This is a genomic window from Bradyrhizobium sp. AUGA SZCCT0182 (assembly GCF_018130185.1).
GTDB lineage: Bacteria > Pseudomonadota > Alphaproteobacteria > Rhizobiales > Xanthobacteraceae > Bradyrhizobium.
Window position 1 is genome coordinate 170811 of sequence record NZ_JAFCLY010000007.1, and the last position, 22648, is coordinate 193458.

Consider the following 22648-nt stretch of genomic DNA (forward strand, 5'->3'; position numbering starts at 1 on the left):
CGCGAAAACAACCCCATGCAAAGTAGGATGGGGCCCTCGCACGGGCGAATGTGAAGGCTTCAGCGGGGCGCGTTCTTGACCAGGGCGCACTTGCTCTCGGACAGCGGCCACACGGTCTCCTCGGGCGGAATCGAGCGAACGATCTCGAGGTAGTCCCAAGGGTAGCGGGATTCCTCGGGCTTCTTTACCCGCGCCAGATACATCGTGCGTGTGACGCGGCCATCGTCGCGGATCTGCGCGTTCTCCGAGAAGACGTCCTCGACCGGAATCTTGCGCATCTCCGCGGCGACCTTATCGGCATCGTCGGTGCCGGCCTTGGCGACCGCCTTGAGATAGTGGCGAACCGCACCGTAGACGCCGGCATGCAGCATCGAGGGCATCATCCCGGTCCGTGCCATGAACGCCTTCGACCAGCTGCGCGTCGCTTCATTCGCGTCCCAATAGGAGGCGGTGGTCAGATACGTGCCCTGTGTCGCCTTCAAGCCGAGGGCATGGACGTCCTGAAGGAAGAAGATCAGCGCGGCGAGGTTCTGACCGCCCTGCACAAGTCCGAACTCTCCGGCCTGCTTCATCGTGTTGGTGGTGTCATTGCCCGCGTTGGCGATGCCGATGACCTTCGCGCCGGAGGACTGCGCGCGAAGCAGAAAGGAGGAAAAATCCGCCGTGTTGAGTGGATGGCGCAGGGCGCCCACGACCTTGCCGCCGGCGGCTTCGATCACTTTGGTCGCATCGGCCTGGAGCTGGTGACCGAATGCATAGTCCGAGGCGAGGATAAACCAGGACGTTCCGCCCGCCTTCACGACCGCCGAGGCGGTCCCGTGCGACACCGCGTAGGTGTCGTAGGTCCAGTGGAATCCGTAAGGCGAGCACTGCTCGTTGGTGAGCGCCGTGGTGCCGGCGCCGGAATAAAGCGCGATCCGCTTCTTCTCGCGCGCCGCATTCTGCACCGCGAGCGCGACGCCCGAGTTCGGCACGTCGACGATCGCATCGACGCCCTCCACGTCAAACCAGCGTCGCGCGATCGAGAGGCCGATGTCGGCCTTGTGCTGGTGATCCGCCGAGATCACCTGCACGGGCTTGCCGAGCACGGTGCCGCCGATTTCCTCGACCGCCATCTCGGCGGCGGCAACCGACCCCTTGCCGGTGATATCGGCCGTCACGCCGGCAAGATCGGTGAGAACGCCGAGTTTGACGACATCGCCGCTGATCTGGGCCTGTACCGCGGCCGGCAGCAATGCGGCCAGGAGTGCAACGCCGAGTGCATTCAGCCTCATCTTGGATTTCCTTCCCGTATGCGCTTTCTGGTGGTCTTTTTCTGGTGGTCTTGCGTCAGCAATTGTTGGCGTCGAGCCAGCCGAGAACCATCGCGGCGAGGTCGTCGCTGTTGTCCTCGATCATCATCATGTGACCGTTGCCGCGGATGCCGCGCTCCGGCAGCCATACGAACTCCGCGCCGAGATAGCTGGCGGTCGCCTCGTCCACTTCGCGGGGATGGCGCGCGTCGTGATCGCCGGTCACGATCAGAATCCGATGCCCTTTCAGACTGGAAGGATCGCTGATCCTCAAGCCGCGTCCGCCGATGTTGAATCGCTCGTTGAGGATGCGCGCGCTCTCCGGGACGATCGAACGGCGGTAGTTCTCGAAGGCCTGGCGCGGAAAGCGCGGCGCGTTGGCCCAATAGGCGGCGGCGAATTCGGCGCCGAACCACACCGGGCTCTCCTCCCCGGAATAGACCGGGCAGCCCGCGCGCGCGTCGTCGCGCAGCTTCAAAATGGCAGCTGGATCGTCGGGCAGGTCCGCGAGCAGGTTCGCGGGCGGTCCCGGCGCGATGGCGACGACCGCCGGCACCAGATCGGGGCGCTGCTCCACGATCCACCACGCCATCGGTCCGCTGGCTGAATGCACCAGCAGCACCGCGGGCCCGACCCGTTCCAGAAGTTCGAGCAGCGCGCTCGCGACGTCTTGCGTGCCAAGCCTTGCAAAGTCCGGCCCCATGGGCGAGCGGCCGTGGCCCGGCCAGTCAGGCACGAAGACGCTGCGGCCCGCGGCGGCGAAGCGCGGCGCCCAGCCCGGCCGAAAGTCCGGCGTCGCCAGATAGCAGGCGCCGGTATGGCCGCCCCCATGCACCATGACGACAGGCGGCTTGCCCGGCGCGCGCTGAGCCGGACGGACGTAATCGACATAGACGGGATGAGCCGCGGTTCCCGCGTAGAAGGCGGGCGACGCATTGTCCCATGAGGAAAGCATGAATTCTCGCTGGGCCGGCACGGCGTCCATGCCACCCTCCCTGTCGCTCGCATTGATCTTTCTTGTTATCCGGCAATGCTAAGGTGGCACCGATTCTGATGCAAGGCGAAAGTCACAGATGAGACTAAAAAAGTCACATATAAGACTATCTAGACCGAAGGCCGCACCGGCCCGCACCGCGCGTCAGGGTGCGGCCGGCGAGATCGCCGACGTCCTCGGCGGCACCGAGATCAAGATCGCCTACAAGATGGGTTACGTGCTGAACTTCTACCGCGAGCCTTCATTCCGGAAGATCGAGATGGAGTTCGGCCTGACCCGTCCCGAGATCGTCACGCTGATCTTCCTGAATTTTCGCGAGGGCGTGACCGCGAGCGACATCTGCGAATATACCGGCCACCTCAAGGCGAATATCAGCCGCGGGATCATCGCGCTCGAGAAGAAAAAGCTGTTGCGCCGCGAAGCCGACAGCACCGACAACCGGCGCCAAATTCTGTTCATCACACCGGCCGGCCGCGCGCTCTACGCGCAGTACATACCGGCGTTGCGCGAGCGCGAGCATACGATGCTTGCGTGCCTGACTCAGCCGGAGCGCAAGGCGTTCGAACGCCTGCTCGACAAGCTCGCCGGTCATGTGCCGCTCTGGGCGGCGCCCGGTGAATTGTAAGGTGGCGCGCCGGTGCAGTGCATCCTAAAGCCGGATGAGATTAGGTCGAATAGCAGCCGCGAAGGGCCTGCGCTCCCTCTCCCGCTTGCGGGGGAGGGCTGGGGTGGGTCTATCCACACGACGCGTTCCAAGTGGAGCGACACCCACCCGTCGCGCTTCGCGCGCCGACCTAAGAGCGAGTTTCGCTCGTCTCGACCCCCGCAAAGCGGGAGAGGTAAAGCGAACTCGCGGCTAACTGATTCAATCAATAGTCACCACGCTTTAGTGCGGAAACTCGACCATCGCTTCCCCGGTCGCGACCTTCTCGCCCGTCTGGTTGCGCACCATGACGTCGATCAGCACCCAGCGTGAGTTCTTGGTCACCTGCTTCGATTTGATGACCCCCGTCGGCTGGATGGTGTCGCCGGGCTTCACCGGCTTGACCCAGCGGGTTTCCAGCCGCCGGTGGATGGCGCCCGCCGGATAGGCCCAGTCGGTCAGCATTCGCGAGATCAGCCCGAAATTGTTCATGCCGTGCATGATGATGCCGCCGAAATTGGTCTTGCCGAAATTGCCCTTCATGTAGTCGTCGTCGAGATGCAGCGGATTGTAGTCGAGCGAGGCATCGCAAAACAGCCTGATCGATTCGCGCGACACCGCGAATTTCGGCCCGTCGATGCTGTCGCCGGCATTCAGGTTTTCAAAGCTGGTCGTCATGATCCCTCTCCTCGCCTTGAATCTTATTCGGGCCGGATGGTCCAGCCGCGGCCGGAACAGATCACGTCGCCACGCTGGTTGAAGAAGACGTTGTCGTGCACCACGAACAGCCGTTCGCGCTTGATGAATTTGTCGAGCGCGCGGGCCTGTAATGTGATGACGTCGTTCGGCCGCGCCGGAATGTTGTAGCTCCAGGATTGCCCGGCATTGACCGTGCCGGGCGAGCGCATCCAGTCATCCGCCGGCGTGCACGAGAACATCAGCAGGATGTGGATCGAGGGCGGCGCGATCAGGCCACCATAGCGGGTGGTTTTCGCGTAGGCCTCGTCGAAATAGATCGGGTGATCCTCGCCGACCGATCTGCAGTACAGTTCGATCGTTTCCTTGGTCAGCGTGTAGGGGATGGTCTTGCGCGGCGCGCCGGGCACGATGTCGTCCCAGGCCTTGCGCAAATTGGCGTCTTTCCAGAAATCGGTCTCGAAGGCTTCCGCCTGCGCCATGCCATCCTCCCTGTTTTTCCGCGATCTTTGATTCTGCCGCCTTGCGGAATTTGTTATATAGTATAATCAATTTTCCAGACCGAAAAATCAAGCCGCGGGGAACCCCAAATGGCCAAGCTCACATTGCCCAATATCGACGACGTCGTGGCAATCGACATCCATACCCACGCCGAAGAGCCCTGCGGCATGCATGGCGACGACGGCTATGACGATTTCCAGGCGCAGATGGCCGACTATTTCAAGTCGCCGCACAAGCACCCGCCCACGGTTCCGGAAACCGCAGCCTATTACCGCTCCAAGAAAATCGCGGCCGTGATCTTCCCGGTCGATGCCGAACGCGAGACCGGCTTCCGCCGCTACAACAATTACGAGATGCTGGAAGTCGCCTCCGACCATCTCGACGTCCTGATCCCCTTCGTCAGCATCGATCCCCACAAGGGCAAGCTCGGCGTGCGCGAGGCGCGCAAGCTGATCGAGGAATACGGCGTCCGCGGCTTCAAATTCCACCCCACCATGCAGGGCTTCTATGCCAACGACCGCATGGCCTACCCGCTCTATGAGGCGATCAACGAGGGCGGCGCCATCGCGCTGTTCCACACCGGCCAGACCGGCGTCGGCAGCGGCATGCCCGGCGGCATGGGCATGCGGCTGAAATATTCCAACCCGATGTACATGGACGACGTCGCGGCTGACTTCCCCGACCTGAAGATCATCCTCGCCCACCCGTCGTTCCCCTGGCAGGAAGAAGCGCTGTCGGTGGCGACCCACAAGCCGAACGTCTATATCGACCTCTCCGGCTGGTCGCCGAAATATTTCCCGCCGATCCTGGTGCGCTACATCAACTCCATCCTGCAGGACAAGATGCTGTTCGGCTCGGACTGGCCAGTGATCACGCCGGACCGCTGGCTGGCGGATTTTGCCAAGCTCGACATCCGCGACGAGATCCGGCCCAAGGTCCTGAAGGCCAACGCACGGAAGATTTTGGGTATATAATAGCGGCGTCCGGTCGTTGGCGGACGGTTGAACAAGATGGTGTCCAGTGACCCAACTTGCCAAAATCGCTGTCCTCGTCGCCGCGATCTCGACGGCAGGCATCGTTCAATGCCCCGCGGCTGAATCGCCGCCGATTGCCGTCGAGATCGAGAGCCCGCTTGCCAGTCCGCATCCGCTGCAGGGTTATCTGCGGCAAACAAACAGCGCGGGCCCCTCGCCCGCCGTCGTGTTGCTGCATAGCTGCAATGGAAATTGGGGACGGCTGGACCAGCGTTGGGGCAAGCGGATCGCATCCTGGGGCTATGTGACGCTCACCGTGGATAGCTTGGGCCCGCGCGGCCTGAAGACCTGCGGCGAACATCCCCCGCAGGATCTGATCCTGGATGCCTATCGGGCCCTGAAGTTTCTGGCGCGCCATCCCCTGGTCGATCCCGCGCGTATTGCGGTGCTGGGTTTTGCGAATGGCGGTCGGGTGGCTCTCACGTCTGTCGAACACGGCTTCCTGGAACAGGCATCGCCAAACAAGTTTCATGCTGCCATCGCGTTCTATCCGCCGTGCCGTCATTTCAAAGGCGGCATGACGGTGCCGACGCTGATTTTGATCGGCGAGCGCGATGACGTGACCCCTGCCGAAGAGTGCCGCAAAATGGTAGACGGCCGGGACGCCTGGGGCATATCAAGACAGAAGGATCAGGGCGCGCCGATCAAACTCATCGTCTATCCCGATGCCTATCACGGCTTCGACGCACCCAACGTCACGACACCGTCCGAGCTTTCGGGGCGCCATCTCGAATTCAACCAGATTGCAACAGACCAATCGGTCGTCGCCCTCCGCGAATTTCTCGACGCAACGATTGGCAGGAGAGAGTAAGTCACGTGAATATCAAAGCCGTCGTGTCCAAACCGAGGGCAGCTATTTCTTGTCTACCACGCGCAGCCGTGCCGTGGCCTCGGCAACCGTCACGCCCTGCGCATCGACCAGCGCGGCTTCCACGACGATTTCCCGGTCCGTGCGTTCCACGACCTTTGCCCTGGCGACAATAGGCCCGACATTTGCGGGCTTGAGAAACCGCGTATCGAGACTGCGGGTAATCGCGGTCTGGCTTGGGGTGAGCGCAGCCAGGGCACGTAGCCCGGTCGCTGAATCCAGCATGGCAGCCAGGAAGCCGCCCTGAATCGTACCGTGCCTGTTGGTGAAGGATGGCTGCGCCAAGAACCGGATCGAAGCTGTCTCGCCGGCGTCATCGAACCCCAGCCACTCGCGTCCCAATAGCAGAGCGCCGGGCGGCACGTTTGTTATCGCATCGCTCAAGCGACCCCTCCATCATGACGATCAATGACACGAGAACATCTGGTCCGTCATCTCACACAATGTTTCTCGGTCGTAACCGACGCAGGGAGAGATGAGCCAGGCAGCGCATTTCCAGTTTGACGGTTTGACGCTTTCCTGAAACGCTCGCCGCACCATGAACAGGCCCTCGTTCGAAATCAAACGCCTTGCTGAAGAATCGAGTCCTGCGGCGTCGATCGCCAAACTCCAATTCGAGTTATGGGGTCCATTGACCGGCTTCGAATCGATAAGGGAATACGAGCGCTTCCTTCGTACCAGCACCCATTCGGCCGGGCTTCCTACTGTTCTGGTCGCGAGGCGCGGCGCGGCGCTGCTCGGATCGGTCAATTTTCTGGCCAGCGAAATGACGATCCGACCTGAGCTCTCGCCCTGGCTGGCACAGCTATTCGTCGTCGACGCGGAACGCGGCGGCGGTGTCGGAGGCGCCCTGATAGACGCCGTGATCGATCATGCCGCGGAGCTCGGCTTTCGTCGCCTCCATCTCTACACGTCGGGCACGCTACCCAACTACTACGCTTCGCGCGGATGGCGACCGATCGAGGAAGTCGAGTATCTCGGCAGGGCGCGCACCATCATGGCCTTCGACCTGCCGTGAGCGCATGGCACCGGTGAAAACGCGCGTCGCTCGTGGGCTGGCTAGTTCTGGCGCCGCGATCTATACAACCCAGCACGCAATTTTCCGCTTACGGGTGATGCCGTGACTATCAAAGCCGTCGTGTTCGATGCCTATGGCACGCTCTACGACATCCAGTCGGTGGCGTCAGTCACCGAGCAGGCCTTTCCCGGTTACGGCGAAATCATCACCCAGGTCTGGCGCATCAAGCAGCTGGAATATACCTGGCTGCGCTCGCTGATGCGGCGCTATGAGGATTTCTCCGTCGTGACGCGGGAATCCCTTGCCTACACGCTGCGCTGCCTCAGCCTGAAATACGACGAGGCTGATTTCGCCGGGATCATGGACAAGTACCTGCGTCTCGATCTCTATCCCGATGCGCTTGCCTCGCTGGCGGCGATGAGGAACAAGAAGCTCGCCATTCTCTCCAACGGCAGCCCGGACATGCTGGACGCGCTGGTGAAGAACAGTGGCCTCGACCGCGTACTCGATGCCACCATCAGCGTCGACGCCAATAAAATATTCAAACCGAGCCCGGACGCCTACGCCTTGATCGAAAGCACGCTTCACATTCCGCCGCACGAGGTCCTGTTCATCTCCTCGAACCCGTGGGACGTCTGCGGCGCCAAGGCGTTCGGGCTCAACGTCGCCTGGATCGAGCGGGTGACGCCGGAGGCGATGGCGCAGGCCTGCAGCAAAGCTGATCTCGTCCCGCCGATCACGATGTTCAAGGCGATCCGTACCCAGATGGACGAGCTCGGGCTCGAGCCCGACCATCGCATCCACGCGCTCGCCGAATTGCCCGACCTGGTAGCTGGAGCCCCGTTCCGATGAAATCGGAACGGGGCTCCAGATTCTTGATTAGACGCGTTTTCTTGACGCGAACCGGTGTCCACTTCGCTGGAAAACGCTCTACCCGAAAGTCCTGACCCATGAGCCTTGAATCCGTCCGCGCCTTCTTTGCCGAGAAGGCGCCTGAAATTTCGGTGATCGAATCCACCATGAGTTCGGCAACGGTCGCGCTCGCGGCCGAGGCGTATGGTGTCGAGCCGGCGCGGATCGCCAAGACGCTCAGTTTGCGGATCGGCGAACGCGTAGTTTTGATCGTGGCCGCCGGCACCTCGCGGATGGACAACAAGAAGGTGAAAGCGCTGTTCGGCGGCAAGCCGAAGATGCTCGGGCTCGACGAGGTCGCCGAGATCACCGGCCATGAAGTCGGCGGCGTCTGTCCGTTCGGACTGAAGACGCCGCTTCCGGTCTACTGCGACGTGTCGTTGAAGGCGTTCGATGTCGTGGTTCCCGCGGCGGGCTCAACGCACAGCGCGGTGCGCATCACACCCACGCGCATGGCGGAACTGACCTCGGCCGAATGGGTCGATGTCTGCGAGGTCAGAACCGAAAGCGAAGCGACGGCCTAATCGTCGTCGTCGTAGGGTCTCGGCGGCTGGGGCTGTACCAGTGGCGCTGCACGGCCGCGCGGCGCGATTTGCTGTTGTGGCGCCCGGCCGGCCGGTGGCTGTTGCGCATTCGCCTGCGATTCGAATACGGCGCGGCAATTGTTCGAGAGCTGCGGCGTATTCTGCCGCAAACACGTCACGATCCGGCTGACATCCGGAACCTGATCGCTGCACAGTCGCCATACGTCGGGGGTGCAGGCCATCTGTTGTTCCCAGGTTCCCCTATATTCCTGGGCGAATGCTGTTGATTGCAGGGCGCCAACGCTTCCGATCGCGAGGGCAAGGCTGAGCCCGATGCGTGGCACGGCCGGGTCCGCTCGTTTCATGTCCGGTCCTTTCATTCGAGTGGTGTGGCGATACGGGTTCCAACTCGCACCGCTCCCAAAACACTCTCCAATGAATGCGGCCACCCAACGTTCGCTCAGACAAAACAATGTGAATGGAGTTCCCTACTCCGCCTCCGATGTCCCTCGCCGCGGCGACCAGTCGAGGAAAGCGCGTCATGAGCGCCCCGACTGCGCGACGTCGCATCGCCATGTGATGCAGGACAGGGACCGCTAGCTTGCTACTCTTTTTCCGAGCGCCGCATTTTCGCGTCCAGCGGCGTCATGCCAAAACGCCGGCGAAACGACCGGTGAAAATACGAGACATCGTTGAAGCCGGAGAGATAGGCAATATCGCTGATCTTGCTCGCCCGGCGCAGCGGATCGCGCAGCAGCCGTGCCGCCCGCATCAGCCGCTGCTCCAGAACGAATTCCGGAAACGTGGTACCAGCGCGCTCGAACAGCATCTGTATGGCGCGCGGGCTGGCGCGGTGGCGCTGCGCGAGGTCGGCGAGCGTGAGCCTGCCGTCGCCGAGGCGCGACAGAATGTCGGCCTTGATCGCTTCCAGGCGAGCCGCCGCAAGGCCGCGGTCTTTCGCGAGTTCGGTCTCGTCGCGTCCTGTCCCCAGCATCAGGACAACCAGGTCCAGAAGATGCTGCGAGACGGCACTCTGCGCCAGCGCGTCGAGACCCGGGGCATGCTGAACCGCGAGGTCGTAATATTGGTGCAGCATCGCCGCGAGCGCGGGGTTTGGCGCGAGCGGCCGCGCAATGCGATCTTCCGCATCGGGACAGTAGGCGAGCAGCATCCGGCGCTCGATGAACAGTGACTTGAAGCGCCCTTCGGCCAGCTGCGAGACGTCGGCACCTTCATGCGCCGCATCGGCAAGGCCGGTGCCCATCGGTTCAAGATCGACCGACCGGCCGCCGACCGTGATGCGCATCGGCGCGCCCGTGGCCAGCACGAAGGCGAGCGCGCTGTCGCGGTCGGCGCCGGTCGCGACGAACTGCATCGGCGAGCCTGCTGCCCCCGACATCTTGAGGCCCGGCAGCGGCACCGCGGTCACGTCGCATCGCACGAGCCCGGCCGCGAGCGGCGCGACATCGCCGCACATCACGCGGCGGCAAAACTCCTCCCGCCAGGCGTCATAGGCAGGCCCATGCGGGTCGCCGGTATAGCCGAGGCGCGGCGCGCCGCGGATCGATTCGCTGTCGGCCGCCATAAGCGCGCGCGTCTCCAGGCTCATGTAACGGAACACCAATATCGCGTTGGCTGCCCGGCGCAACGCGCTTCCAGCATAGTTGCGCGCCAGGCCATGGAAATTTGCGCTGTAGTCCATTCGGTGCGGCAACGCGTCGCGCCGCCGGCCCGGCCGTCCGTGTCATCGCCGCAACAGGCCGGCACAAACCAGCGTCCTGCGCCTTCAGCCATAATGCGTTTCGCCCGGCTCCAAGAAGCGCCGCGACGTTCCCGCTAGCAGTTCAGATACTGCAACGAAGGAATTGTCGATGCCGACTGGAATACAGGACCGCGCCCAGAACGCCGTGATGCCGAATGACTTGCGCAACAGGCTGCTCGTCACCACCGCGCTGGCGCCGCTCCTGTTCGGGGGACTGCTCGCGCTGGCACCCGGCCCGGCGCGCGCCGCCTGTACGGTGGCCGGCACCGGCGCCATCGGCGCACTTGACTCCGGCGACGTGGCGACCTGCACCGGCCTGGGCAACACCGATAACATCAACGCTATGGGCAGGACCAATGTCACGGTCGATATCGGCACGGGAGGCGCCCCGGCTTCGCTTACGCCAGCCGCCGCCTTTTCTGCGGTTAGTCTGTCAAACACTTCCTCATCGCAGGTGAATGTCAATGATCAGGGAACGATTCAGCACGCCGGCAGCAGTGGAATCCTGATCCTCAACGGCTCCGCCAGCAACACGATATCGATTGCAGCCGGAGGGCTTGTCGCGACCACGAGCATCGGCGGGCCTGCCATTGGCGTTCTCGATTCCAGCAACAACACCATCAACGTCGGCGGCACTGTGTTCGGTAACGCCATCAGCGCGCAAGGTGCATATGTTGGCGGGACATCGACTTCAAACTCAATCAATGTGCTCGCTGGCGGATCCGTCATCGGCTTTGACGGCATTTTTCTCAGCGCCGGCGGCAACACGATCAACAATGCCGGTACGATTTCCGGGACCGTCGCTGTGGGAATCACGGGATCGACCGGCATCGACACCGTCTTCAATTCGGGCACGATCACGGGCGGCGGCAGCACCGCGATCAATTTGTCGGGTGGCGCGGACTCGCTCACGCTGGCGCCAGGATCCGCCATCACCGGGCTTGTATTTGGCGGTACCGGCACCGACACGCTGGGATTTGGCGGTAACGGAAGCGCGACGTTCAACCTCGGCAATCTCGGCACCGGCCTGCAGTATGATGAGTTCGAACTGCTGCGGAAAACCGGCACGTCGGTCTGGACGCTGACCGGCACCACCGCCTTCAACGGCGCAACGACGGTGGAAGCCGGCGGCCTGATCGTGAACGGCACATTGCCATCCGTCGTCACCGTCCATGGCGGGTATCTCGGCGGCAGCGGCACGATCGGCGGTCTCGTCGTCAACAACTTCGGTACGGTCGCGCCCGGCAATTCAATCGGCACCATCAACGTCAACGGCAATGTCACCTTCAACGCCGGCTCGTATCAGGTCGAAATCAACGCCGCCGGACAATCCGACAAGATCGCCGCGACCGGCACTGCGACCCTCAATGGCGGCACCGTGCAGATCGTGCCGCTCGGCACGGGCTTTCTCGCCAACACGCAATATACGATCGTCACCGCGGCCGGCGGCGTCACCGGGACCTTCGCATCGCTGGCGCCGCTGACCGCGCCGCTGGTGTCGGGGCAGCTCAGCTACGACGCCAACAATGTCTATTTCACGCTGCAGCAGATCGCAGGCTTCAGCACGCTGTCGCTGTCGATGTCTGGCTTGACTCCAGGCCGCCGTGGCTGGCGCGCTTGACCAGACGCAACTCGGCGGTGTGTCCGGGCCACTCTCCACCGCCATCAACACGCTCGCCGCGCTCAACACGCTCAGCATCAAGGCCGGTTTCGACGATCTCGCCGGACAAATTCACGCCGATGGGCGCCGCTTCACCACCGATCAAGCCGGCGCCTTCCAGAATTTCATGTGGAACGCCGGTACCCAGTCGCGCGGCGAGACCGTGCGGATGTCGGTGTCTTCCTACGCGCCGGAGCCGACAGACCCGATCGGCAAGGCGCTTGCCGCGCGCCGCGCCGCACCGGCGCAGAGCGTGTGGTTCGGCGGCTATGGCAATTGGGACAGGGTGGCCGCGACCGACATCGCCTTCGGTACCAACACTAGCATCGGCGGCGCCGCACTCGGTGTCGATCTGTGGAACAGCCTCGGGTTCACGGCCGGCCTCGCAGTCGGCGCATCGACCGGCAAGATCCGGTCGGCTGTTCGCGCCGAACGGATCGATGCCAATGCCGGCCACGCCGGGTTCTATGCGCGCGGCGAGAGCTTCGGGTTCAACGTCGCATCGGCCATCAGCTATTCCTTCGCGGCGCTCGAATCCTCGCGCACGATCTCGTTCCTGGGAGAAACCGCCGCCGGCCAGTCCCGTGCCAACACGCTTGCCGCCACGTTCGGCATCGCGCGGCCGTTCCAGTTCGGCGGCTTCAAGGCCGAGCCCTTTGCCAACCTCGACTGGTATGCGACGAGGCAGAACGGCTTCAGCGAAACCGGCGCACCCGGCGTGAACCAGAGCGTACAGGCCGGTGGCTTCGACGCGCTGTTCGGCACCGCGGGTCTGCGCTTGACGCATCAAACCGTGATGGCGAATGGCCTTCCGGCGCAATTCGGCGTCACGCTCGGCGCGCGGCATGAGTTTTCCGGCAACGCGCCAGGCATGCTTGCGGCCTTCGAAGGCGCGCCAGGAATTCAATTCGCGATCAGCGGCGTCGAACGCGCCCGCACCACTGCGCTCACCGGCGTCGAGGCGCGGTGGGACCTCACGGCCACGACGTCTTTCAAGGCCTCCTACGAGGGCGCGTTCGCACCGGGCCTTGACCGGCACACATTGCGGGGCGCAATCCGCTGCGAATTCTGAGGCAGGCCCCTATTCCACCTTGCCGATCTTCTTCACCGCGGCGACCAGCCGCGCGCTGTCGTCGGTGACGAACTTTGCAAATTCCGGCGCGTCCATGTAGGCGACCGGACTGCCCGCGGTCTCGAAGGTCCTGATCACCTCGGGCGCCTTCACCGCCTGCGCCATCGCGCCGCGCAACTGCGTCATGATCGGCGCCGGCAGCGCGCTCTGCGCGAACAATCCCGCCCAGATGTAGAACTCGACGTCCTTGTAGCCGAGTTCCTGGAAGGTTGGCAGATCGGGAAAGCTTGCGATGCGCGCGGCGCCCCAGTTCGCGAGCACGCGCATCTTGCCGTCGTCGACCTGCTGCTTCAGCGTGCCCGGCGCCGAGGCCACCGCCTGCACCGTGCCGCTGAGCAGCGCGGTCAACGCAGGTGCGGCGCCGCGAAACGGCACGTGCAGCAGTTTGATGCCGGCGCTCGCCGCGAACATTTCCATCGCCACATGCAGCGTACCGTAGGGGCCCGACGAGCCGTAAGGAATCTGGCCGGGACGCTTTTTGGCGTCATCGACGAAATCCTGCAGCGTCTTCCATGGCGCCGAGGCCGGCACCGCCAGCAGCGTGGGGTCGGCCAGCACGCGCGCGACCGGCGCGAATTGCGAGACTTCGTAGGCCACCGGGCGGTCGAACAGCCGGTCGGCTTCCGGCAGCACCGCCAGCGACGACAGCGTCATCAACAATGTGTAGCCGTCTGGTTCGGCGCGCGCCGCCGCCGCATTGCCGACCGATCCGCCGCCGCCACCGGCGCGATTGTCGACCAGCACAGGCTTGCCGAGGATTTTTTCCAGCGCCTGCGCCACCGGCCGCGCCGCGAGATCAGCCTGGCCGCCAGGCGGAAACGGCACGATCATGGTGATGTTGCGCGAGGGGTACGCGGCTTGCGCGAAGGCTGCATTCGAGAGCGCAGATTGCGCGAGCGGCAGCACGGCGGCGGCTTTGAGAAGTTCGCGGCGATTCATCGGCATTTCCCCCGGAGTTATTGTTTTGGTTATTGGGGGTAGCCTAGCGTGAAGCTGCTGACGTTGCGAGGGGCCTGCTCTTTTTCACCCTCCCCTGGAGGGGGAGGGTCGACTCACATGGAGCGTAGCGAAATGTGAGACGGGGTGGGGTGAAGGTCTCTCCCCTCGAACAGTGCCCGAGTTGAGACATCACCCCACCCCGCCGAGCATCGTGCTTCGCACGGTGCTCGACGACCCTCCCCCTCCAGGGGAGGGTGAACGCTACGTCCGCTTCTTCCCCTTGGCAAAATGCTTCATCAGAAACTCCGCCAGCACCTCGACGCGGGCAGGGCGCGGGCCGCCGGGGGGTGTCACCAGATGCACCGCGCCTTCCGGCTGCTTCCAGCCCTTGAGGATCACCTCGACCTCGCCGGAGGCGATTGCATCGCCGACGATGAAGTCGGGCAGATCGGCGATGCCGAGCCCGGCAATCACCGACGGCAACACCGCCTCGCCATTGTTGACGCGAAGCTGCCCGGCCGGGCGCACGCTGGCCTGCTCGCCAACGGCGTTGGTGTAGTGCCAGACGCCGGGCGTCGAGAGATAGGCGTAGCCGAAGCATCTGTGCTGGGAGAGATGCATCGGATGCGTCGGCCGGCCGTGGCGCTTGAGATAGGCCGGCGCGGCCACCGTGTAGCGCGGCATCGCGCAGAGCCGCCGTGCGATCAGGGAAGAATCAGGCAGCCGCGCGATGCGCAGGCCGGCATCAAAGCCCTCGCCGATCAGATCCACCGTCGCGTCGCTGAGATGCAGGTCGATCGAGACTTCCGGATACTGGCTCAGGAATTCCGGCAATAGCGGCGCCACCGCCTTGACCCCGAACGTCATCGGCACCGCGAGCCGCACCAGCCCGCGCGGCGCCATCGATTGCGACAACGTCTCGCTCTCTGCCGCCTCGCCGTCGATCAGAAGCTGCGTCGCGCGTTCGGCCAGTTTTTGGCCGGCATCGGTCAGCGCTAGCCGCCGCGAGGTGCGGTTGAACAGCCGCGCGCCGAGCCGTTGCTCGAGCCGGCTCACCGCCTTCGATACCGTGGCCTTGGACAGCGCGAGTTCGGTTGCGGCCGCCGCAAACGACCGCAATTCCACGACCTTTGCAAAAATCGCGAGCGCTTCGAAATCCGGGAGCTTCGCCATTCGGCCCGCCTTGTCAGATCGGATTCGAGCCTCGCCCGAAATCAGGATGCAAGCTTGACGATACCATACGGATTGAATTTGAAATCGCCTTCCGCGTAATCGGACTCGAAGGACAGTTTGGCGCGCCGCGACTTGAGCGTTGCCTCCAGTCCTTGCCGCGCGATCTCGTCAGCGACCGCATCCATGGTCGCGACGGCTTCGCGTTCACTGCCATGGGACTTCGGCACAAACACTTCGGGCAATCCGGTGAGGTGAAAACCGACGCTTTCCAGATAATCGTCCGAGGCCAGCGGCCGTTTGGCAAATGCCCGGCGGCAAACGCGGCGCAACGCGAAGTCATCATCGGATTTCAGCGCGGCACTGGCCTGAAGGATGAGTTCGTTCCACCTGACGAGGCCGTGCGCGACACCGGCGCTCTCGCCCTTGACGGCGGTGGCCCCCGCCTTGATGACCTGGTGGACGAGCATCAGGGCGCCGGTGGAAACGACCATGGTGGTTTCCGACGTCATGGACGGGCCCAGCACGTACAGCACCGATTGGTGATTTTCCACCGCGTCCTCATCGGCGCTGGAGCGGGCATTGGGATGCACGCGATCCCAGGAAACCCCAAACGAGCGGCTCATGCGCGGATCCGGTTTGTCCTGGGAATAGGTGTGGTCGATGCTGAAGCCGGTGGCGAAATCGCGGATCGCCATTGAAGCCGCGTCCGACAGCTTCGCCAGGCCGTTCGCAGCGCCGAGGAAGCAAACAACGTGGCGAGGTTTCACCGCCAATCGCCGCGCTTTCGCAGCGGCATCCTGACCGGACGAGGCCGGCTTCCGGCCGCCAGCGTCTGACGGTCCCGCCACTAGCAGCGCTCCCATCAATCCCAATACTCCGCGGCGAACGGCGTTCATGCGCAACTCCTCCATACGGCGCCGAATGACGGTGCCATGCCCCTCCCCCGGTGGCTCGCGCCCGAGTGACTTGGCATCAGTCTGGGCAACCCGCCCGGCGGTTCGGTCCAGGAGGCCGATTCCGCGGCTTGGGCGGTCGAAAATATGGATGTCCGGCACAGGCGGTCTTTCCATTAGATCATAACTAGAAACAATGTGTTTCAATAGTTTCTATTTCTATACCACATCGGGAGGCCTATCCAATGGCCATCGGAATTCAAGCGACGGAGAAATCCAATGGCCAAGAAACTTTCGGGCAAGGTTGCCCTCGTCACCGGCGGCTCGCGCGGTATCGGCGCGGCCAGCGCCCGCGCCCTCGCGGATCAAGGCGCCAACGTCGCCATCAGCTATGTCGCCTCCCCTGACAAGGCCGAAGCCGTCGTCGAGGAACTGAAAGCCAGGGGTGTCGAAGCTCGCGCCTTCAAGGCCGACCAGGCTTCGTCTCTCGAGGTCGAGCAATTGGTGAATGACGTCGCCAAGCACTTCGGCCGGCTCGACATTCTCGTCAACAATGCCGGCGTCGCCGTCAGCGGCGCAGTCGATGATGCCAACGCCGACACCGCGGCACTGGCGCGCCAGGACGCGATCAATGTGCATGGCGTGGTCACCGCGATCCGCGCTGCCTCGAAGCTGATGGGCGAAGGCGGACGCATCGTCACCATCGGTTCGGGCATTGCGACCCGCGCCTCGTTCCCGGGCCTCGCCGACTACGCCGCCACCAAGGCAGCGATCGTCGGCTACAGCAAGGGCGCATCGCGCGACCTCGGCCCCCGCGGCATCACCGTGAACGTGCTGCAGCCGGGCTCGATCGATACCGACATGAACCCGAAGGACGGCGGCGACTTCGCCGAAGCCCAGCGCACGCAGCACGCGCTGCAACGCTACGGCACCGCCGAAGAGATCGCGGCCGGCGTCGTGTTCCTCACCAGCCCGGACGCGTCGTTCGTGACCGGCACCGTGCTCAACGTCGATGGCGGCTTCGGCGCCTGATCCAATCCAACCAACAGAGGCCGGGCGCGTTGCGCCTGGCCCCCGCAAACACTTTCAAAGGAATATTCCCATGATCGAACTCAGACCCTTCGCAAAACTCGGCGGCGCCGACCACGGCTGGCTGAAGGCAAAGCATCACTTCTCCTTCGGCAGCCATTATGACCCCGACAATATGGGTCACGGCTCGCTGCGGGTGTGGAATGATGATGAGATCGCCCCCAACACCGGCTTTCCCGCCCATCCCCATGCCAACATGGAAATCATCACCTATGTGCGCGAAGGCGCGATCACCCATCAGGACTCGCTTGGCAACAAAGGCCGTACTGAAGCCGGCGACGTGCAGGTGATGAGCGCGGGATCCGGCATTCGTCATGCCGAGTACAATCTGGAGCCGACCAACACCCGGATCTTCCAGATCTGGATCGAGCCGACCACCAAGGGTGGCCAGCCGACCTGGGGCGCCAAACCGTTTCCGAAGTCGGACCGTTCCGGCAAGCTCGTCACCATCGCCAGCGGTATTGCCGGCGACAAGGATGCGCTGCCGATCCGCGCCGACGCCCGCGTGCTCGCCACCACGCTGAAGGCCGGCGAGAGCGCGGAATACGAAGCCGGCAAGACGCGGCATCTGTATCTGGTGCCGGCAGCCGGTAGCATCGAAGTCAACGGCGTGCGCGTCAACGCCCGCGATGGTGCCGCGATCCGCGATGAGGCCAGGCTGACCATTACGGCACTGGAAGATTCCGAACTGGTGCTGGTCGACGCGGCGTAGGCGCCAAACACACAACTCGTCATGCGCGGGCTTGACCCGCGCATCCATCCCGCTTCGCGAGAATCTTTCGAAGACGATGGATTGCCGGGTATAGGCGAGCGGAAGCGACGCCGTCCTTCAGACGGCTATGCCCGGCAATGACAACCTCCCAATCAACAACCCACCGACAAACTCAGGAGAGCCATCATGGCCAAAGTACTCGTGCTCTATTACTCCGCTTACGGTCACATCGAGGCGATGGCGAACGCCATCGCGGAGGGCGCGCGCGAAGCCGGCGCCACCGTCGATATCAAGCGCGTGCCCGAACTGGTGCCCGCCGAGATCGCCAAGGCTTCGCATTACAAGATCGATCAGGCGGCCCCCGTCGCCAAGGTCGAAGAACTTGCCAATTACGACGCCATCATCGTCGGCACCGGCACCCGCTTCGGCCGGATGGCCTCGCAGATGGCGAATTTTCTCGATCAGGCCGGCGGTCTCTGGGCCAAGGGCGCCCTGCACGGCAAGGTCGGCGGCGCCTTCACCGCGACCGCCACGCAACATGGCGGCCAGGAGACCACGCTGTTTTCCATCATCACCAACCTCTTGCACTTTGGCATGACGATCGTCGGCCTCAACTATGGCTTTGCCGGCCAGATGAAGCTCGATGAAGTCACCGGCGGCGCGCCCTATGGCGCCACCACGATCACCGGCGGCGACGGCAGCCGTCAGCCGAGCGACAACGAGCTCGCCGGCGCGCGCTATCAAGGACGCGCGATCGCGGAGACCGCCAAGAAACTCCATAGCTAACTGCATGGCTGATGCGAGATGGGCGGCATTCTCATTCTGGATTGCCGCCCTAGCTATCCATCAGGGACGATGGATTTAGCGATGGTCGAATTTCTCTTTATGGCTCAACTGGTGCGCCGTCCGCTGCAGGCGATTGCACGGCGCTGGTGGTGCCGCAGTCTCTACCGCGCCTCGCGCGGGCAGCGGCGCTGCCCGGAATGCACTAAATCGTGAAATCGGCGGGACGCTGCGGCAGGTCCAGGCGCGGATCAATTCTCGTGGACAGCGCTGGCTTCTGCCGTTGAAAGCCACCAGCCATCGCCCGCAAACCAGCAGGTATCATTGACGGCGTTATCGAGCCGGAGAGACCGCACGAGTTCCCAGCCGTGCAGAAACGTCTCCGTCAAACGGCGGCCGGCATCCTCGTCCTGAAGGCCGACACAGCCGATGAACTGGGCCCGGCCAAAGAACTTCGCTGGCCAAGCCGCGCTCTGACTGGGACGTTTGACCAACAGCATCCCTCCCAGCACGCCTTCGGGCGCCAGCGGAAACAACAGCCGGCCACCGGGACGCAATGCATCGAGCCACACTTTGGCTGGTTGGGCTGCACCGGCACAAACGTAGATCAAATCCGCTTTCGGCAAATCCGCCGCAATGCCCGATTTAGACTGAACATTTACCTGTGGCAGGTCTTTCAGATTGCCGCGCGCGCGATCCGCCAGGCCTTCGTCAATCTCATAGGCGTGCACCTGACCACTCGGTCCGACGAGTTGTGCGAGGATAGCTGTGTAGTACCCCGTACCCACGCCGACCTGCAGGACAATCTCGCCTTCCTTTAATTCGCAGGCACCGAGCCAGTAGGCATGAGCGCTGGGCATTCCGATATTGAGACGTTGCGCGCTATCCAGCGCGACCAGTGTATTTTGATAGATAAATGCCGGATCATCATTCGGGGTCGTCACGTAATCATGCGCGCCGAGCGTGATCAGCCAGGGCCCCGGCCCCACAAACGGTTCACGCTTTACCGCGCGAAAGGCCTGTTCAATCCGGGAATCCCGGACCTTGGCTGCGGCGCAGACAAGGCTGGCGTAGAATGAATGCAGATTTTCCGACCGCTCTTGCATGATCAACTTCCGGCATTGCGATGCTCGATCCTATTCGAGGCTGTCGCATGCAGGAAGCTCCGCACGATGGGCAAAAAGCCGGGAAGCGCCGCCATCACGGCGAAACGGGATCGCGATATGCGTTCCAAGTCCAATCGGAATGAAACGGCGCTAATGCTGCAATTGTGGCTTGACCATGGTCTGGCGAACTTCGGCGCCGCAGTCGGCGCATTCAAAGGTGAAGTCGATCTTCGCCATGCTCCAATGCGGCTCGACGTCCCTTACAAACATCGGAATCCCGATGCAGCTCGGACAAATGACGAAAGCCGGCTCGATGTCGTCGTGATGGTGGATATAGGCTGGCATGTCGGCACTCCCCACGGAAGCATTCAGCTGTAGCCCTTGACCCGACCATCAGCATACGCCGCTGCCGTAAACGCGATCATGAACTCTTGCGAACACAGGTAGAACAGCCGCACAATCCTGCCGAGTGTGACAGATTTGCACGAGCGTGGCGTTCTTGCCACAGCGCATCAGTTCTCTTCGCGCGGCGAGGGTTTAGCGGGCGCCCGCTTCAGATAGGCGCCGAGCTTCGGATGCTTGCGCAACTCGCGCGCGGCGCGGTCGCGCAATGCGTAAGGCAATCCGCGCAGGCTCAAGGCGGCGCTGATGTCGACCAGCGGCAGCGGCGTCACGCCAAAACGCCGTTTATAGTCATAGTCGCCCACGCTGAAATCGAACTCGCGCACGCCGTCCCTGTGCAAGGCGGCCATGGTACGTTCGATGACCAGCCGGCCCGGCGAACAAGCCGACCATTTGTCGCCGGCATTGCTGACCCGCAGCATGACATAGCGCGGGCCGCTACGAACGCCGAGCAAGGTCGCGACGACTTCCTCGCCAACCGTCAGCGCCGACAACACGGCATAGCCATCGCCGACGCCATCACGCACGAGGTTTCGATAGAAATCGGCACAGGCCCCGTCGCCGAGAACGAAGTTCACTCCGAGATGCTGCATGCGGGCGCTCTGTTGCGCATCCAGGGCGGCAAGAACGCGCAAGGCTTCGTCGTCCTCTCCTGCAATCTTGAATGTAGCGGCAGGATACGCCGTAAACGCGCGCCAGCTCCGTTCGAGAACCCTGCGGACGTCGCGCTTGAGCGAACGCTTGTACTGATCGAAATCCTCGCCTGTGGTGACGAGATTACCGTTCAGCGAGCACGGACCGGCTCCATCCAGCATCGCCAGCGGGTTGGACCCGCCCTGCAGATCGAGCGGCATTTTCTTGAATCGAATGAGATCAGCGCCGCCAGGCAGCCGGCGCAACGCCAGCCGCAGCTCGCGCCACAGGATGGCTGCCGCCTTAGGTTCGCGCGGCGCGGCCGGACCAAGCAGCGGCGCATTGTAATCGGTCAGTTCGAGGTCGGCGAACTCCACGACGCAAATGCGCTTCAGCTTGCGCCTGATCAGCGGCAGAAGCAGTGCGACTTCCCCTGTCGCACGATCCCTGACGGTTGCAATGAGTGGCTCGATACCGGGCTGTCCGGCGAACGCGCCATACCATGCTGCGAGCCACTTTCCGTGCTGGAAGATGGTCGCCTGTCCACGACGATACGCACCGTCCCAGTTACCTGCGACGGTATCCCAATTGTCGAAATCCACGGAGAACGCCGCAACCTGCGACGTGCGGTTCCGCCCCACGTGCCGTGCTGCGTCGTTCGTCAGTGTCGTCACGATCAAGCCGCCTTCATGCCGCCTTGGAAAGATCGTTGGAAAGATTGACCACCTGCTCGGGATGGTCGTGGTCGAGCCGGAATTCGATCTCGTTGCGCGCCTTGCGCTCGCGCTTGACCCAGGAAGTGTTGCGCAACGCCTTCTGCATCACCGCCTTGCCCCAGAACGCCGGACCCTTGAGCGAGCGGCTCTTGGGCGTATATCCGAAGCGATTGCGCAACAGACCGTTGGCCAGATTGACGATCCTTGTCCGCCTGATCTCTTCATTCTCGTAACCCACCGTCATGGAGATGTTGACGGTGCCGAGATTGTCGACGCGATGCGGCGCGTTCAGCGGCCAGTTCAGCATCTGCCCGGGCTCGAGATCGAGCACGGTCGCATAGCGATCGTACCATTCATGATAGGGCATATCGAGTTCGAGCTCGAACAGCTGGATGTCCTCGAGGTTCTTCGGAGTCACGAAGGGAGGGTTCGACGGATAGATATGGACGCGCTTGCGGCCGGCGATTTGAATCAGGCTCTGGCCGGGAAGATCGGCGTGGTAGTGAACCTGCGCCTTCGGCGCCGAGATCAGAATGCCGGCGTTGTATTGGTGCGGCAGCGCGAAGTGCGGGACCTTCTCGCCGATTTCGGTGAACATCTGGGCCAGCAGGTCGCTGTAGCGGGAGTCGATATCCGAAACCATGCGCAGGTTGAGCCAAAGGTCGCCCCTGGAAATCGCGTCGATGACCTGACGACCGCTGAAATTGCCGATATCGCCCTGCCGCCAAATACGCTTGCCTTCCTTCACGCCGGTCTGCATCAGGCTGTAGTGCTCGCGCGGATAGTGCTCGATCAGTTCGGCAAGATGATCCATCGAGAACAACGGCGACTTGTGCATGTTGTGCGCAAGCCGGATGGGTGCGTGTCCCCACAGCACCGAATGGGTGTCGTCCCAATTGCTGAAAATGCGATCTGCTGCCATCGTCCAACTCCTTTTGACCAAATATTTTTTTTCGCCCGGATGACGACCGATTCCGGCTTGCGTCCTGCACGCTGTCCCGAAATCTCAGATGGCTGCCACGCCGTCGATCATCCGATGTCCCGTTATGAGACGGCCGGACAACCTTCACGCTCTAACTGGCAAGAAGGATGCCGCAGGGGTGTCGCACCCGCTTACCGGACGATAATGTCTGGGATGTATGGCTAACGCTGGTCTACCTTAGAAA

26 protein-coding genes are annotated in these 22648 nt (G+C 63.1%); 13 read left to right on the plus strand and 13 right to left on the minus strand.

The genetic code is table 11. The features are described 5' to 3' along the window. Positions 1–59: 59 nt before the first annotated feature. Together JQ611_RS10760 and JQ611_RS10765 are read right to left on the minus strand one after the other, a co-directional pair. Positions 60–1274 carry an ABC transporter substrate-binding protein gene (locus tag JQ611_RS10760; protein WP_212465413.1) on the minus strand — a complete coding sequence of 405 codons (1215 nt, stop codon included), beginning with the start codon at positions 1272–1274 and terminating at the stop codon, positions 60–62. A 55-nt stretch (positions 1275–1329) separates the two neighbouring features. Beyond that, entirely contained in the window at positions 1330–2277 is a 948-nt protein-coding gene (locus JQ611_RS10765; protein ID WP_212465414.1) for an alpha/beta fold hydrolase, read from the minus strand. Positions 2278–2365: 88 nt separating this feature from the next. Between JQ611_RS10765 and JQ611_RS10770 the strand changes: the two genes are divergently transcribed. After that, positions 2366–2911, plus strand: coding sequence for a MarR family winged helix-turn-helix transcriptional regulator (locus JQ611_RS10770; protein ID WP_249133068.1), 546 nt, complete (start codon positions 2366–2368; stop codon positions 2909–2911). A gap of 261 nt (positions 2912–3172) precedes the next feature. Here JQ611_RS10770 and JQ611_RS10775 read toward each other — a convergent pair whose 3' ends face one another. Then, positions 3173–3607, minus strand: a complete 435-nt coding sequence (locus JQ611_RS10775; RefSeq protein ID WP_212465415.1) for a MaoC family dehydratase — start codon at positions 3605–3607, stop codon at positions 3173–3175. Positions 3608–3630: 23 nt separating this feature from the next. Next, the gene (locus JQ611_RS10780; protein WP_212465416.1) at positions 3631–4107 is read right to left on the minus strand and encodes a MaoC family dehydratase; all 477 of its coding nucleotides are present in this window, start codon (positions 4105–4107) and stop codon (positions 3631–3633) included. A gap of 108 nt (positions 4108–4215) precedes the next feature. Here JQ611_RS10780 and JQ611_RS10785 point away from each other — a divergent pair, with 108 nt between their 5' ends. Further along, positions 4216–5100, plus strand: a complete 885-nt coding sequence (locus tag JQ611_RS10785) for an amidohydrolase family protein (RefSeq protein ID WP_212036908.1) — start codon at positions 4216–4218, stop codon at positions 5098–5100. Between the two features lie 46 nt (positions 5101–5146). Continuing rightward, a complete protein-coding gene (locus JQ611_RS10790; protein ID WP_212465417.1) occupies positions 5147–5971 on the plus strand; it encodes a dienelactone hydrolase family protein in 825 nt (274 codons plus the stop codon). Positions 5972–6013: 42 nt separating this feature from the next. On the opposite strand, the gene JQ611_RS10795 is transcribed toward JQ611_RS10790, so the two are convergent. After that, positions 6014–6412 carry a PaaI family thioesterase gene (locus JQ611_RS10795; protein ID WP_249133069.1) on the minus strand — a complete coding sequence of 133 codons (399 nt, stop codon included), beginning with the start codon at positions 6410–6412 and terminating at the stop codon, positions 6014–6016. 247 nt (positions 6413–6659) lie between these two features. On the opposite strand from JQ611_RS10795, the gene JQ611_RS10800 reads away from it, so the two are divergent. From JQ611_RS10800 to JQ611_RS10810, 3 genes are all read left to right on the plus strand, one after another. After that, positions 6660–7046 (plus strand): GNAT family N-acetyltransferase, encoded by a 387-nt coding sequence (locus tag JQ611_RS10800; RefSeq protein WP_212262916.1) that lies wholly within the window; start codon positions 6660–6662, stop codon positions 7044–7046. 102 nt (positions 7047–7148) lie between these two features. Then, positions 7149–7898 (plus strand): haloacid dehalogenase type II, encoded by a 750-nt coding sequence (locus tag JQ611_RS10805; RefSeq protein WP_212465418.1) that lies wholly within the window; start codon positions 7149–7151, stop codon positions 7896–7898. Positions 7899–7996: 98 nt separating this feature from the next. Further along, on the plus strand, positions 7997–8482 hold the full coding sequence (locus JQ611_RS10810; protein ID WP_212389144.1) for a YbaK/EbsC family protein: 486 nt from the start codon (positions 7997–7999) through the stop codon (positions 8480–8482). Here the strand turns inward: JQ611_RS10810 and JQ611_RS10815 are convergent. Continuing rightward, the gene (locus JQ611_RS10815; protein ID WP_212262919.1) at positions 8479–8847 is read right to left on the minus strand and encodes a hypothetical protein; all 369 of its coding nucleotides are present in this window, start codon (positions 8845–8847) and stop codon (positions 8479–8481) included. The two genes, JQ611_RS10810 and JQ611_RS10815, sit on opposite strands and share 4 nt — an antisense overlap. A gap of 239 nt (positions 8848–9086) precedes the next feature. Then, positions 9087–10184, minus strand: a complete 1098-nt coding sequence (locus JQ611_RS10820) for an AraC family transcriptional regulator (RefSeq protein WP_249133070.1) — start codon at positions 10182–10184, stop codon at positions 9087–9089. Positions 10185–10353: 169 nt separating this feature from the next. Here JQ611_RS10820 and JQ611_RS10825 point away from each other — a divergent pair, with 169 nt between their 5' ends. Both JQ611_RS10825 and JQ611_RS10830 read left to right on the plus strand, forming a co-directional pair. Then, positions 10354–11865, plus strand: a complete 1512-nt coding sequence (locus tag JQ611_RS10825) for a hypothetical protein (protein WP_212465419.1) — start codon at positions 10354–10356, stop codon at positions 11863–11865. Continuing rightward, a complete protein-coding gene (locus tag JQ611_RS10830) occupies positions 11849–12976 on the plus strand; it encodes an autotransporter outer membrane beta-barrel domain-containing protein (RefSeq protein ID WP_212465420.1) in 1128 nt (375 codons plus the stop codon). The genes JQ611_RS10825 and JQ611_RS10830 overlap by 17 nt, the downstream gene beginning before the upstream one ends. Positions 12977–12985: 9 nt before the next feature. Here JQ611_RS10830 and JQ611_RS10835 read toward each other — a convergent pair whose 3' ends face one another. The 3 genes from JQ611_RS10835 to JQ611_RS10845 form a co-directional block, all read right to left on the minus strand. Next, a complete protein-coding gene (locus JQ611_RS10835; RefSeq protein WP_212262922.1) occupies positions 12986–13975 on the minus strand; it encodes a tripartite tricarboxylate transporter substrate binding protein in 990 nt (329 codons plus the stop codon). A 261-nt stretch (positions 13976–14236) separates the two neighbouring features. Continuing rightward, positions 14237–15148, minus strand: coding sequence for a LysR family transcriptional regulator (locus JQ611_RS10840; protein WP_212465421.1), 912 nt, complete (start codon positions 15146–15148; stop codon positions 14237–14239). Between the two features lie 41 nt (positions 15149–15189). Further along, positions 15190–16044 carry a hypothetical protein gene (locus JQ611_RS10845; protein WP_212465422.1) on the minus strand — a complete coding sequence of 285 codons (855 nt, stop codon included), beginning with the start codon at positions 16042–16044 and terminating at the stop codon, positions 15190–15192. A 276-nt stretch (positions 16045–16320) separates the two neighbouring features. On the opposite strand from JQ611_RS10845, the gene JQ611_RS10850 reads away from it, so the two are divergent. The 4 genes from JQ611_RS10850 to JQ611_RS10865 all read left to right on the plus strand — a co-directional run bounded on the left by JQ611_RS10850 (position 16321) and on the right by JQ611_RS10865 (position 18841). Next, positions 16321–17073, plus strand: a complete 753-nt coding sequence (locus JQ611_RS10850; RefSeq protein WP_212465423.1) for an SDR family NAD(P)-dependent oxidoreductase — start codon at positions 16321–16323, stop codon at positions 17071–17073. Between the two features lie 70 nt (positions 17074–17143). Then, complete coding sequence (locus tag JQ611_RS10855; RefSeq protein WP_212262925.1) at positions 17144–17842, plus strand: pirin family protein; 699 nt, start codon at positions 17144–17146, stop codon at positions 17840–17842. A gap of 186 nt (positions 17843–18028) precedes the next feature. After that, a complete protein-coding gene (gene wrbA, locus JQ611_RS10860; RefSeq protein ID WP_212262926.1) occupies positions 18029–18628 on the plus strand; it encodes an NAD(P)H:quinone oxidoreductase in 600 nt (199 codons plus the stop codon). Between the two features lie 18 nt (positions 18629–18646). Beyond that, positions 18647–18841: a hypothetical protein gene (locus JQ611_RS10865; protein ID WP_212465450.1), complete on the plus strand. Its 195-nt coding sequence runs from the start codon at positions 18647–18649 to the stop codon at positions 18839–18841. Between the two features lie 35 nt (positions 18842–18876). Here JQ611_RS10865 and JQ611_RS10870 read toward each other — a convergent pair whose 3' ends face one another. Then, positions 18877–19731: a protein-L-isoaspartate O-methyltransferase gene (locus tag JQ611_RS10870; RefSeq protein ID WP_212465424.1), complete on the minus strand. Its 855-nt coding sequence runs from the start codon at positions 19729–19731 to the stop codon at positions 18877–18879. Positions 19732–19797: 66 nt separating this feature from the next. Between JQ611_RS10870 and JQ611_RS10875 the strand changes: the two genes are divergently transcribed. Next, the gene (locus JQ611_RS10875; RefSeq protein ID WP_212262928.1) at positions 19798–20109 is read left to right on the plus strand and encodes a hypothetical protein; all 312 of its coding nucleotides are present in this window, start codon (positions 19798–19800) and stop codon (positions 20107–20109) included. A 134-nt stretch (positions 20110–20243) separates the two neighbouring features. Here JQ611_RS10875 and JQ611_RS10880 read toward each other — a convergent pair whose 3' ends face one another. Beyond that, positions 20244–21440 carry a GNAT family N-acetyltransferase gene (locus JQ611_RS10880; protein ID WP_212465425.1) on the minus strand — a complete coding sequence of 399 codons (1197 nt, stop codon included), beginning with the start codon at positions 21438–21440 and terminating at the stop codon, positions 20244–20246. 13 nt (positions 21441–21453) lie between these two features. Beyond that, the gene (locus JQ611_RS10885) at positions 21454–22404 is read right to left on the minus strand and encodes a hypothetical protein (RefSeq protein ID WP_212465426.1); all 951 of its coding nucleotides are present in this window, start codon (positions 22402–22404) and stop codon (positions 21454–21456) included. Positions 22405–22648: the final 244 nt, after the last annotated feature.

Coding starts and splice junctions, on each gene's coding strand:
- JQ611_RS10810 (WP_212389144.1), top strand. CDS start 7,997: ATGAGCCTTGAATCCGTCCGCGCCTTCTTTGCCGAGAAGGCGCCTGAA.
- JQ611_RS10770 (WP_249133068.1), top strand. CDS start 2,366: ATGAGACTAAAAAAGTCACATATAAGACTATCTAGACCGAAGGCCGCA.
- JQ611_RS10845 (WP_212465422.1), bottom strand. CDS start 16,044: ATGAACGCCGTTCGCCGCGGAGTATTGGGATTGATGGGAGCGCTGCTA.
- JQ611_RS10870 (WP_212465424.1), bottom strand. CDS start 19,731: ATGCAAGAGCGGTCGGAAAATCTGCATTCATTCTACGCCAGCCTTGTC.
- JQ611_RS10760 (WP_212465413.1), bottom strand. CDS start 1,274: ATGAGGCTGAATGCACTCGGCGTTGCACTCCTGGCCGCATTGCTGCCG.
- JQ611_RS10885 (WP_212465426.1), bottom strand. CDS start 22,404: ATGGCAGCAGATCGCATTTTCAGCAATTGGGACGACACCCATTCGGTG.
- JQ611_RS10865 (WP_212465450.1), top strand. CDS start 18,647: ATGGGCGGCATTCTCATTCTGGATTGCCGCCCTAGCTATCCATCAGGG.
- JQ611_RS10855 (WP_212262925.1), top strand. CDS start 17,144: ATGATCGAACTCAGACCCTTCGCAAAACTCGGCGGCGCCGACCACGGC.
- JQ611_RS10840 (WP_212465421.1), bottom strand. CDS start 15,148: ATGGCGAAGCTCCCGGATTTCGAAGCGCTCGCGATTTTTGCAAAGGTC.
- wrbA (WP_212262926.1), top strand. CDS start 18,029: ATGGCCAAAGTACTCGTGCTCTATTACTCCGCTTACGGTCACATCGAG.
- JQ611_RS10875 (WP_212262928.1), top strand. CDS start 19,798: ATGGGCAAAAAGCCGGGAAGCGCCGCCATCACGGCGAAACGGGATCGC.
- JQ611_RS10815 (WP_212262919.1), bottom strand. CDS start 8,847: ATGAAACGAGCGGACCCGGCCGTGCCACGCATCGGGCTCAGCCTTGCC.
- JQ611_RS10835 (WP_212262922.1), bottom strand. CDS start 13,975: ATGAATCGCCGCGAACTTCTCAAAGCCGCCGCCGTGCTGCCGCTCGCG.
- JQ611_RS10785 (WP_212036908.1), top strand. CDS start 4,216: ATGGCCAAGCTCACATTGCCCAATATCGACGACGTCGTGGCAATCGAC.
- JQ611_RS10825 (WP_212465419.1), top strand. CDS start 10,354: ATGCCGACTGGAATACAGGACCGCGCCCAGAACGCCGTGATGCCGAAT.
- JQ611_RS10775 (WP_212465415.1), bottom strand. CDS start 3,607: ATGACGACCAGCTTTGAAAACCTGAATGCCGGCGACAGCATCGACGGG.
- JQ611_RS10780 (WP_212465416.1), bottom strand. CDS start 4,107: ATGGCGCAGGCGGAAGCCTTCGAGACCGATTTCTGGAAAGACGCCAAT.
- JQ611_RS10820 (WP_249133070.1), bottom strand. CDS start 10,184: ATGGACTACAGCGCAAATTTCCATGGCCTGGCGCGCAACTATGCTGGA.
- JQ611_RS10765 (WP_212465414.1), bottom strand. CDS start 2,277: ATGGACGCCGTGCCGGCCCAGCGAGAATTCATGCTTTCCTCATGGGAC.
- JQ611_RS10850 (WP_212465423.1), top strand. CDS start 16,321: ATGGCCAAGAAACTTTCGGGCAAGGTTGCCCTCGTCACCGGCGGCTCG.